This is a genomic window from Prevotella sp. TCVGH (genome assembly GCF_023522295.1).
In the GTDB taxonomy this organism is placed as follows: domain Bacteria; phylum Bacteroidota; class Bacteroidia; order Bacteroidales; family Bacteroidaceae; genus Prevotella; species Prevotella timonensis.
On sequence record NZ_QFFX01000035.1, the window covers coordinates 18249 to 29083 of the forward strand.

General features: G+C 44.0%; 9 protein-coding genes. 3 read left to right on the forward strand and 6 right to left on the reverse strand.

Annotation, left to right across the window (positions count from 1 at the left end; all coding sequences use genetic code 11):
* Positions 1 to 2: 2 nt before the first annotated feature.
* Complete coding sequence (locus DEM91_RS07830; protein ID WP_249858539.1) at positions 3 to 989, reverse strand: FecR family protein; 987 nt, start codon at positions 987 to 989, stop codon at positions 3 to 5.
* Between the two features lie 414 nt (positions 990 to 1403).
* Between DEM91_RS07830 and DEM91_RS07835 the strand changes: the two genes are divergently transcribed.
* Positions 1404 to 1991: an RNA polymerase sigma factor gene (locus DEM91_RS07835; RefSeq protein ID WP_249858544.1), complete on the forward strand. Its 588-nt coding sequence runs from the start codon at positions 1404 to 1406 to the stop codon at positions 1989 to 1991.
* Here DEM91_RS07835 and DEM91_RS07840 read toward each other — a convergent pair.
* Positions 1981 to 3216 (reverse strand): clostripain-related cysteine peptidase, encoded by a 1236-nt coding sequence (locus DEM91_RS07840; RefSeq protein ID WP_249858540.1) that lies wholly within the window; start codon positions 3214 to 3216, stop codon positions 1981 to 1983. The genes DEM91_RS07835 and DEM91_RS07840 overlap by 11 nt on opposite strands.
* A gap of 197 nt (positions 3217 to 3413) precedes the next feature.
* Between DEM91_RS07840 and DEM91_RS07845 the strand changes: the two genes are divergently transcribed.
* Positions 3414 to 3575 carry a HipA N-terminal domain-containing protein gene (locus DEM91_RS07845; RefSeq protein ID WP_345945836.1) on the forward strand — a complete coding sequence of 54 codons (162 nt, stop codon included), beginning with the start codon at positions 3414 to 3416 and terminating at the stop codon, positions 3573 to 3575.
* A 119-nt stretch (positions 3576 to 3694) separates the two neighbouring features.
* Here the strand turns inward: DEM91_RS07845 and DEM91_RS07850 are convergent, their stop codons facing one another.
* Positions 3695 to 4138 (reverse strand): type IV toxin-antitoxin system AbiEi family antitoxin, encoded by a 444-nt coding sequence (locus tag DEM91_RS07850; protein ID WP_249858541.1) that lies wholly within the window; start codon positions 4136 to 4138, stop codon positions 3695 to 3697.
* A 528-nt stretch (positions 4139 to 4666) separates the two neighbouring features.
* On the opposite strand from DEM91_RS07850, the gene DEM91_RS07855 reads away from it, so the two are divergent.
* The gene (locus DEM91_RS07855) at positions 4667 to 6073 is read left to right on the forward strand and encodes an ATP-binding protein (RefSeq protein ID WP_249858546.1); all 1407 of its coding nucleotides are present in this window, start codon (positions 4667 to 4669) and stop codon (positions 6071 to 6073) included.
* A 101-nt stretch (positions 6074 to 6174) separates the two neighbouring features.
* On the opposite strand, the gene DEM91_RS12575 is transcribed toward DEM91_RS07855, so the two are convergent.
* The 3 genes from DEM91_RS12575 to DEM91_RS07865 all read right to left on the reverse strand — a co-directional run bounded on the left by DEM91_RS12575 (position 6175) and on the right by DEM91_RS07865 (position 10415).
* On the reverse strand, positions 6175 to 6309 hold the full coding sequence (locus DEM91_RS12575; RefSeq protein WP_257009450.1) for a hypothetical protein: 135 nt from the start codon (positions 6307 to 6309) through the stop codon (positions 6175 to 6177).
* Positions 6310 to 6999: 690 nt separating this feature from the next.
* Positions 7000 to 9297: a S8 family peptidase gene (locus DEM91_RS07860; RefSeq protein ID WP_249858542.1), complete on the reverse strand. Its 2298-nt coding sequence runs from the start codon at positions 9295 to 9297 to the stop codon at positions 7000 to 7002.
* 26 nt (positions 9298 to 9323) lie between these two features.
* Positions 9324 to 10415: an AAA family ATPase gene (locus tag DEM91_RS07865; RefSeq protein WP_249858543.1), complete on the reverse strand. Its 1092-nt coding sequence runs from the start codon at positions 10413 to 10415 to the stop codon at positions 9324 to 9326.
* Between the last annotated feature and the right edge of the window lie 420 nt (positions 10416 to 10835).

Genomic DNA, 10835 nt, shown 5'->3' on the forward strand with positions numbered 1-10835 from the left:
CCTTACCGAGTTGAGATGATGATGGCATTGCCCAGGTCGGCATACTGCACATTAAAAATGACGCAGATATCATTCATCACGTTGGTCACGGTGGGACGCGCTGCGGTGGCCGAATAGTTGATTCGAGCGGAGGCATCGATGGCATTGTCGCGAATGACGATCTCCTTGCCGAAGTGGCGACGTATCTTGTCGCAGAACTGCTGTCGCGTGGCATCGGTCAGGCGAAACTCATGACGTTGCCATTCAGTCATGTCGTCCACGTCTACCTGATGTACCGTTGCCCGTGCTGTCCTGGCATCGTAGGCGATTTGGTCGCCGTGACGATAACGGCCGAAGGAGTGTCCACCGTGGGCTTTCTTCACCTCGACACATCCGCTGCTGACGGTAATCTCGCTGATAGCCTGCCCAGGATGGGCGAACACATTAAAAGATGTGCCGTGAACTACGGCGTGGAGCTGTCCGGCTTCGACAGTGAACAGGCGGGCAGAATCGGTGGCGACATCGAAGAATGCTTGTCCGCTTAGGGCGACCACACGGGAAGAACGTCCAAAATCGTCGGCGATGGAGAGGGAACTACCGGCCTGGAGATCCACCCGCGTGCCGTCGGGCAGGGTGATTGTGGTGTCGGTGACACAGTGAGCCAACTGCTGTAGGCGATGCTGCGGAACAGGCTGCAGGTCAAGCCAGGTGAGCATGATGCCTACACCGAAGAGGATCAGCACCGCTGCTGCAATGCCAAAGAACCTGGGCCTTGCCGTCCGTGGTGAACCCACGATGTTGAAACCCAGTCGAGCAGACAGTGCCTTTCGGGTCATGTGCTTGCATTGCTCAATTTGCCAGGCTTTCAGTGGAGAGACCCTTGTCGGGGAATCTTCCGGCATGTCGTCTTCAAGGTCATCTGCCTGGAGAGGGGTGTCAGAAGACGATGCCATGTACTTATTGTAGAAGTCGCAGGCTTCCTTGCCGTGCTTCCTCTTTTCTTCATTCATATACTCATTCATAATCAATCCATAATTAGTTTACATTGATCGGAAATCATGATGTTGAGTTCTTAACCGAACTCTGGTTTCATTTTCCATGAAGGGCATTGATGCTCCCAGTGCGCAGGCATGACGTCCGAATGGTACTCAAAAATGAGATGCCCCTCTATATATAATACCGAAGAAAAGGGGTGACCTTTACCGCAAATCACGTTACAATCATGTTAAGTTTTCTCTTATCCTTATTTTAATGGCTTCCCAGAAGAAAGGGCCGCATGAACGCTTCTATTTTTTATAACAGATTATTCATAAAATTGTATTGATATTTTAATAATCCCAAACTACCTTTGCCGCATGTTAATCTATGAACAGCGATCGATCGTAGGTGAGACAACGGAAATGGATGATCTTGAAGCGCTCCGGATGATTGCATCAAGATGTGAAGGGTGGCAGAAGGCTTTTTCCACTCTTTACACACGGTATGAGGATACTCTAATTACCTATTATTGCAGGACGCACGACAAGGAGGCTGCCAGCGACATGGCGCAGTCTCTGTGGCTTACCCTCCTGGAAAGAGCAGAAGAATTGACGCACCTCGAATCGTCGGACGGGATTAAGGGTTTCCTGATGAACTTAGCCCGCTGTCAGGTCATCGACCTATACCGAAAAGAAGCACTGCAAAAAAAGTACGGTCTGGCATCCTTGGATGATAAAGAACAACTTAAGGTCGCCGTGAACAGCATGGAGGATGAGTCGGCGGATGCCTCAGGTGGCATAGCCAGTCGGGAGATTGAATCCATCGTCTCGAAAGTATTGAATAGATACAGGAAAAGGGAACAAATCGTGTTCCGCAAAATGGCGGAGGGCTGCCCTGCCCGTGAAGTGGGCAGGATGGTAGGCTATACGGAAGCCACTGTCTATAAGAAATATAGCCTCATGCGCAGGAATATCCGCCTTGCTCTGATTCAAGGTGGCTACATGCTCTTAGCCCTGCTGATGTTTACGGAGTGACACGACCGTAAACTTCGCCCCACTCCATTTCCCTGAAATAATACTTGTATTCTTTGGTAGCGTTCCATTGTTTCAAAGGGACATAGACGCTCAGCCCGCAGCAATGGCCGGGGACGAGCGTAAGCTGGTCAAGGAACTTGTTGGTGGCGGCCTTGTAGAGCACCGCATCGGACAGGGCTTTGTCGAATGCCGGAGTGGCTTGGTTCGTTGACTGATGAATCATGTCAGCCAGGTCGAAAAAGACGTGTGGGTCATTGTCGCGATGGTAGGCTTGCAGGGTGCGGGTGTCCATCGTCTCCACGCAGGACAGCCTGTTTCTTAACAGGACGTTCACATTCTGGTAGAGGGCATCCATCTTGGACGCATCAACCAGTGTAATCGTGGCAGAGCGCATATTGCTGTATTTCTTTCCCTCATAGTGGCGATAATAGGTCTTGCAGGCCTGCACCAAAGCATCCTTTCCACCGAACAGAAAAGGCAGCACCTTGGCATAGGGAATGCCCGAAACGTCGTACTGGGCTTCGGCAAGTACTACCGTGGGCGATCCGATGAGGTACTGGCACTTGTGGCGTAGCTGGTAGAACGTCTCGACATTCGCCATTAGACAGGCATCGAACCAAATGTAGTCAGCCACGTGGTCGGGCAGCAACTTGGCCAGGGCGTCTATCTCTATCAATGGAGAGGTGGTTGCCTCGTTGGGCGTGCCGTCAAGGCCCATATATCGGGTGTTGAGATTTTGACGTGAAGGGACGCTGACCTGCATGATATCGTGCGAATAGCCTCCCGGCAGCCAGCCCGTGGCATGTCCCCACAACACAAGCCCGAAATGGTCGGCAGGAACAAGCTGCTTAGTCTCACCAATGACACGCACCAGCGTTTCCGCCTTGGCCGAGTTCTCCTCTGGATAGTCTTTAAGGGGTATTTCTTCTCCCTGCCTTGAAATGCGGAACAGCCGTGGTGAAGCATCCTGCCGGTCGAGATAGATCACCGTGTTGCCCACGTCCTTGCTTTTCATTCCCTGCTTGAGCTGACCGACCGCATAATTTACCTGTGAATCCATGGAGTTGTCGGCCATCATATAGACCAGTGTCGTGAAAGAAAGGGGGGTGCCGGGCATTGTACCGTTCTCCTCAGACGAACAGGCGAGGAGGCATGCGGACAAGAGGAGGAGGTAGGCCAGCCGCCGTACCCCATGGACAAGGGAAAGTTTCTTTGAGCTCTTCATGCTTGGATGGTTAATAAATGGCACAAAGATAGTCAGTAGAAGTTACAAAGACTTTAAAAATAGAATAAAAAACAAAAACACTTCTGGAAAAATTCAGGACGAGCCCTATGGGAGCGTGAGAGGTTTGATTACGTATGAACGGCTACCAAGAAACAATGAGACAAGCTGAGGTATATTGAAAGAGAATCCTTGCTGGCATCCTGACAGAAGATGGTGGCGAATACCTCTTCTGCTATGACGAATCGTATCTCAACCGTAAAGATGCAATGCCTGTAAGCCTGACGCTCCCATTACAAACAGAAACATTCGTGAGCCCAGTATTGTTTCCATTTTTTGACGGACTGATACCTGAAGGATAGCTGCTTGATGTGGCACTTCGCAATTTGATTTTTGCTGTTATTCCATTTATATCTCCATCCTTTAGTGTTTCATTGCTTTATCATGTCATGCGCCCCTTCATATGAACACCTCTTAGTACCTATTTCTGTGCTTCTTTCAGAGCTGTTTCTAAACCTGATTCTAAAAGATTGCATATTCCAAACACTACTTTGTGTTTGAAGATATTATGAATCAAAGCGGGAGGCTCTATCATCACACTGAACCGCAGCGGGACCTGATGCGAGGCCCCGTGATAACTTGCCGCGCTCAACAGAGCCACATAGTATTTACGCCCCAAATGGTGCATCATGTCGTCCAAGTAAAACGACTGTGGCACTGCCCCACGCAGCACATACTCATCTGGTACTATGACGTAGAATCCGCGCAGAGGCGACATAATCCGTCCCTTGCTCACCTCTCTGGTCAGTGCCCGTGCAATGCTGCCAGCACTCATATCAGAGTATGCCTGCTTCACCTCATCGTGTGTGAAGGTGTAATTGCCTCTGAGAGGCTTATCATATATCCAGTTTGCTATGCTTGCCATTTTCTCTCATTTAATATTTTGTTTGCAACAATAGACATTTCTTGTCTAACTTCGCAAATAGATAGCAAAAAGTTTGTTCTATTATAGTGTTTTTAAGTTATTTTATTGACCAACATTAATTTTCATTGTAAGCATCACCAGTAATCCAAAGTTGAAAGGGTTCACTATCCTTATTCATCATCTTAAGTGCATCTGCTCTTTCAATGTTGTAATGTATAGAACTAACATTACTGTGCTAACCAAATATTAACTTTTGATATGGGAAGCTATTGGATAGAATGAGTTTTTTAGGGAAATGACCTTGCTGTATGTGCAAACCAAAAGCTTTTTCAAAGGGATTATTGTTTGCACGAGGAGTGTCATTTACCGTATTCTCTTCACCCAAACACATATGATGTTCGGTAAACATAATCTTTCGCAAACATAATTTTGATTAGAATTAAAATGATTGGTGATTTTGTGTGTTGATAGCGATTAAAATATTATCTTTGCAAAACATAATGTTTGGCAAAGATAATTATTGATAATATGGAATTTATTGATAGAATAGAAGAAACTGCAACGTTCAAGCGCACGCTGGGCCTTAGCCGGCCTGTGCTGATTGTAATTTATGGCAGGCGGCGTATTGGAAAGTCAGAACTCATCAAGCATGTTTTGACCAATCAGGATGTGTACCATCTAAGCGAAGAAGCACAAACGCAGCAGCAGATAGATTCCTTTGCTAAGACTGTCTCTTTTACGTTTGATGGATTTGACCGTGTGTCATACCATGATTGGGAAACGATACTCATCTCTATCAATCTATATGTTGGGGAGAACACATCAGTTTGCTTAGATGAGTTTTCGTATCTTGTCAAGAGCGATCCTTCGCTGCCTTCCATCATTCAACGGTTGGTGGATAGCAAAAAACTGAAATACAACCTAATACTTTGTGGTTCCTCTCAACTAATGATGCACTCATTGGTACTCAATGAGAAGTCTCCCCTATTTCAACGATGTGCTTGGCAGCCAAAGCTGAAGCAACTGCGTTTGCCTTATATCAAAAAAGCCCTGCATTGTTCCGACCAGCAAGCTGTTGAGGAATATGCCGTTTGGGGTGGTGTGCCTCGCTACTGGGAACTCCGTGCCGACTTCGACAGCTTGGAAGTGGCGGTGCGCAATCTATTGGTCAATAATTATGGCACGCTGTACGATGAGCCAACACGGTTGCTTCGTGACGAGCGTCGTGATACGGCCACGTCTTTCTCTTTGCTCACTACGGTGGGCAACGGGGTGAATCGCATTTCGGAAATAGCCAGTCGTATGCAGCAGCCTGCGACTAATCTCTCTCAGCCCATCAGCATACTGACCGATTTAGGCTATGTGGAGAAAGATATACCATTTGGCGACAATCCGAAGAGTAGCAAGAAAGGACTGTATCGTCTTGGTGATAACTTTCTTTCCTTCTATTACAGGTTTATCAATCCCAACAAATATCTCATTGAACTCGACCGCCAGGATCTTGTAATGGATATTATTCGTAAGGACTTCAGTACATACGTTGGTCAGGTATGGGAAAGGATTTGTCGCGACTTCGTGACAGGTAATGAAATCGATGGTGTAGTCTATGGCAATGCCTCACGGTGGTGGGGCAACATACCAAAAGAAGATGGCAGCAATGACTACGAACAGATAGAGCTCGACCTTGTAGCTGAATCGCTCGACAAGAAACACATCCTCGTGGCAGAATGTAAATGGCGAGAACGCGACGAGGCACAGAGCATTTATGAGCAATTAACAAGCCGTGCCAGCCGCTTACCATTCGTAAAGAAGGGGCAAAAGGTACACCCGATATTGTTTCTCAAAACAGAAGCCAAGGCTGTTGTTCCATGCTATTATCCCAAAGACATCATAGCGTCTATGCTTCAAGAGGATACCCCTAAAGAAAAAGTATAATATTACTAAACTTTCCCACTTGCGATATTACCGCATTTCTATCAGATAGTTCTAGGCAGATATGCCTTAAAATCATTGTGTTTGCTGTGGGTCAAAGTATGTTAATCAGTGGATGTGGACTGCACCGTCAACAATTTCACGATGTCGATTATCTTCTCAGTTTCTGTATCGCCACCCACGATCTTGGCCATTGTCTCGGAGATGTCAATCATGAGATATTCTGTCAATACAGCCAATAGTCTTACTATTATTATGAGGACTCTCTTCCATTGTACTTACGGACAATAGTGCGACAAAACATGCTAAACAGGACAATACGCCAGTTCATTTCAGAACGGTTCATGGAAAGGCTATATCAGTTCTTTCCTGTTTCGAGTAAATCATAAAAGTGGGCATTATACATACCTATGATTGAAGTCTGATTAATGCGGAAAAGGATGTGCAAAATGACGAGCGAGAGGATTAACTGAACCATATCAACACCATGGTTCTTGTCTAGGGAGTGTCAGGACAATACCTGCCCCAGAGCCAACTGGCCAAAAGAGGTTAAATCGACCAGTTGGTTGCCTTTTTATACTAAGGAGCTACTCTAACTCTGAAATCCTTTGTATATTTGCATTCATAGAAGGAATATTACTATATTATATATCAGATTGTTATCAATGCTAATACACAAATAATAATTGCCGTCTTTTCTTTATTATCCTTCTATTTCAATGACTTAGGAAATATTTTTCCAAGTGGAAAAGTGTAGTTTTATTAGTTGAAATATATTAGGGAGCTTTGCTATCTGCTCTGGAGTAACTTTGGGCTCATCCATCTCTCTTTGAGAGAAAAAGTCGAATATTCTTTGTTTCATTTAATTACGATATAAATAAGGCACACGTAACACTTGCTAAGGAATTCGCCTTAACACTAATAGTTAGTTAATCATTATCTATCTGAACATGAGCACGAGTTAGGATACTAGAATGGATATAACCTCGCGCATTGAGTTGCTGCATGCATTCTGAATATACCACACCCTTATGCTGTGGATCTGTGATGGTCACCGCCAAAACGAATCTCTGTGAGATATCAATACCATCACGTTCCCTTGACTGCTCAGCTGCTTCGCGATAAAGCCCCTCTAATTTTAGAGCCCATTTACGTCCGCTCGTCAATGCTTTCTCTTTGTTCTTTGGAGTCATCGAAGAAAGATCAACATGATATTTCTTCACTGGCGAGAACTTACCAGCATTTTCTATCAGCACACGTTCACTTGCCCGCTCAAGATTCTTCGAAGCAGCTCTATATAAACTAGCATTCAGCACATTCACTGCATCACTAGAAGTTCTTGCCTCATTACGTATCGTCCCTTCCATTCTTACATGCTCCACATGATCATAGGTCTCAAGAAACACGCTTGCCTGACTCTGACAATACTCATTTCCTTGACTGGCATCCAACACCGGATCCAATACTATTGTCACACGAATATCTCCATAGAAATATCCTTCATCATCAACAAGACTTTCAGGATATGGAAAATCTAGCGATACAACATCCCTGCCCTTATCCAATGTGTGTTGAAATACCATTGTGCACTCGTCTGCATCATTCTTTGTCATTTCCACGAGACCAGCAGGCAATCCATATCCCATTTCCTTCTTCAGATTTTCAGTAGCCGTGGTTACTTCCTCAGGATAGTCTGCATGATGTATCAAAAGGGTTCTGATGAGCAATGGATCAAAATTACCTCCTAATTCAAAAGCCAAATTCGTAGCCAAAGAAGCCACACGAGGTGTTGAGAAACTTGTACCACTACATAGTGAAATCGACCTTCCCATTTCCGACAGCATCTTCATATGGGTATCTATATTACCGCCATAATGCACAAGGTCTGGTTTCACCGTAAATTCCACACCAGGTCCTACTCTTGAAAATGGACTTCGATGATTGATCTCTGCATCCCTCACAGTAGTTTTCGCATGCGCGATACTTCCAACTACAAGACTCATCAGAGAGTCTGCTCCATGAGTAATTCTGATACGCGCATCTCCCAGCTCCACATTACCTGCCGATTTACATATCAAAACACCATACAGCTTTTGAAAACTATCCAAGGCGACGGCAAAATCCGAAAACCTTCCATCCTCGACTTCAATTTTTGAGCCTTGGGATAGATTCCACACATTCACGTCTGGATGTCTAGCAATAGATTCCCTAATATAACGCACCAACTCTTTTTCTGACACGGTAACACGATCACTGTTAACAATGCAACTCTGAATCATACAAGGTCCCGTCTGGGTTAGTTCCTTCTCTTCCAGCATATCACCATAATTGATTACACTGGCCACCATGCTTCCATGACGAGGAGCCTGGTCAGTTTCCAAAAGTCCAGAAATATTATCTTCATTTGAAACCCAAGACGCCAGATAGTTATTAGCCGAAACACCTGAATCCATGATACCCACTTTTGGGTAAGATACATTTTCCTTAGGGCGCATCACATCCATTGTTGATGCTTCTAAATCTGGTGCTACTTCAAACTCAATAGTGGGCATCTTCCTTACCGAAAGGACTCCATCCATAGTTGCTATTGTCTTCAGGTTATCACGAGTTGTATTTGAAATTGAGAACAATCGCAAACCACTGGCATAGTGTAATTCTTCAGCATCTAAACCTTCTGCACTACACCAATCCCTCAACATCAAATTCGAACGATGGTTCAATTCTTCATTCAGATAATCCACCAATTGCACCTTTGCTGTATCACCTTCCTCCAATGTTGGATCTATCTCGGCTTCATATTTCTTGATCTTCTTGATGGCAGCCAAACCTATCCTTGTAGATTTCACGCCAATTTGTCTATTTGCAAATCTACCTTTAATTGTATCATAATCACTCTTAGAATCGATTTTTACAAGCAGTTTACCTGCTGTAGCTGATCCCAGAACATTGCGTTTTGTTCTCACGTCAAACATTTTTCTGATGCTTGGACGATGCGATTTTGCTGTAGCCTTTTCTTCTAAAATTACTTCTGTCAGCAATGGCAATGAGCGGTCTCTATCGAAATAGTTACTCATCCCTGTAAGATTCGTGAACACCTCATGCGCATTACGCTCGATATTTTCATCATTCACCCATTTCGGTGCTTTTCCGCCACCGCCGCCTTCAGCCAAAAACACGTCTTTTTCTCCCCTAAAAGAAACTTGTTGGATCGGTAATGTTTTAGCCATAATAATTAGATCGTTATTTTATTAGATTATTTTTCAGATAATATATTTCTTACTTGTCTTACGCTGATATTTGCCAAGATAGAGATAGATGTTTGGGCAACCCCATACTGACTCAGGTACTTCACAAAATCATCCTTCTTCTTATGCTGTCCGTCGTACTCATAAATTGCAGCCACAATCTGTTCGTATGATATCTGTTTCGTGCCATTGATTACGCTCTGCACCTTCAACTTATTCAGCATCGTCACAATATCCGATGGTGAAAAATCCTTCAACAAGTCAGTAAGAATATTCATCTTTGCGCTATCATCTGTTACAGTAGCATCAAATCCACTTAATTGTGAAGTTACGATCTTAACAATGGCATCCTTATCTGGCATTTCCACTTCCAGCTTCATAAAAAACCTGCGCCACACGGCCTTATCCAGTAAGTCAGGATGGTTGGTAGCTGCAAGCAATACACATGACGAAGGCAACTCATCAATATTCTGCAACAAACTATTAATCACGCGTTTCAATTCGCCCAGTTCGTGATTATCGTCACGAGCTTTTGCTATGGCATCAAACTCATCCAAGAACAAAATGCAAGGCATACTGCTGGCATACTGAAAGATTTTTCTAAGATTCTTTGCTGTGCTACCCAGCAGTGATGATACGATACCATCCAGGCGGGCCACCACGAGAGGTAAGCCTGTCTGTTCACTGATATAATGTGCTATCGAGGTTTTACCACATCCTGGTGCACCATACAACAATAGAGATTTCTGTAAGTCAAGACCTGATAACTCCAATTCATCTGAATTATTCACCACATTGATAAAATCCTTCACCCGGCGCTCTACCACATCCGACAGCACAATATCTGTATGATTGCTATTCTCAGGTATTACCTCAACTATCTGCAGCTTACTGTCTGCATCCAGTGGTATCATACGCATGGCATCCATAGTAGCTGCGCTTCTACTGGTTGAAGCCTCTATTTGAGCCAAAATGCACTCAGCCATCTCCTCGTCACCTTCAGCCTTTAATCTCTCTGCCAAGCGTTTGGAGTAATTGATAATCTTTCTTTTATCATTCGAAAGACCACCTTCTATTATTCTAAGTATATCTGTAGACATGGATTTCCTATTTTTGGTGCAAAGATAGTGATAAAACAATTTTACTGGCACTTGTAATATAGAAATTAACTCTGTTTTAACATATATCGTGCAGAATTATCATATAATCGTACACGCAATAAATAAAAACGTATTAATTATCATTAGGATTTGAATACATCAGAGTTGAATTACCCCTTATGCTTAAATACAGCAATGAATCGCAGCTAATTAACTTCGTATAATGCTTCGTAAATTATATGCATGTATAACAAGTTTCTTTAACTTCAAAGACATACTATCCATTTTTATAGTGATTTATAATACAACAATTATCTGGTCGTCCACTTTTATTGTAGTTGTATAATTAGGGTCTGCTGAATTATTATCTCTTCACAGACAGAGGGTAGCAGACGTAGACCCTCATAGTGACGATAATGA

Excerpts from the sequence above, each read along its gene's own strand:
- DEM91_RS07840 (WP_249858540.1), bottom strand. The coding sequence starts at position 3,216 with ATGAAGAGCTCAAAGAAACTTTCCCTTGTCCATGGGGTACGGCGGCTG.
- DEM91_RS07855 (WP_249858546.1), top strand. The coding sequence starts at position 4,667 with ATGGAATTTATTGATAGAATAGAAGAAACTGCAACGTTCAAGCGCACG.
- DEM91_RS07830 (WP_249858539.1), bottom strand. The coding sequence starts at position 989 with ATGAATGAAGAAAAGAGGAAGCACGGCAAGGAAGCCTGCGACTTCTAC.
- DEM91_RS07865 (WP_249858543.1), bottom strand. The coding sequence starts at position 10,415 with ATGTCTACAGATATACTTAGAATAATAGAAGGTGGTCTTTCGAATGAT.
- DEM91_RS07850 (WP_249858541.1), bottom strand. The coding sequence starts at position 4,138 with ATGGCAAGCATAGCAAACTGGATATATGATAAGCCTCTCAGAGGCAAT.
- DEM91_RS07835 (WP_249858544.1), top strand. The coding sequence starts at position 1,404 with ATGATTGCATCAAGATGTGAAGGGTGGCAGAAGGCTTTTTCCACTCTT.
- DEM91_RS07860 (WP_249858542.1), bottom strand. The coding sequence starts at position 9,297 with ATGGCTAAAACATTACCGATCCAACAAGTTTCTTTTAGGGGAGAAAAA.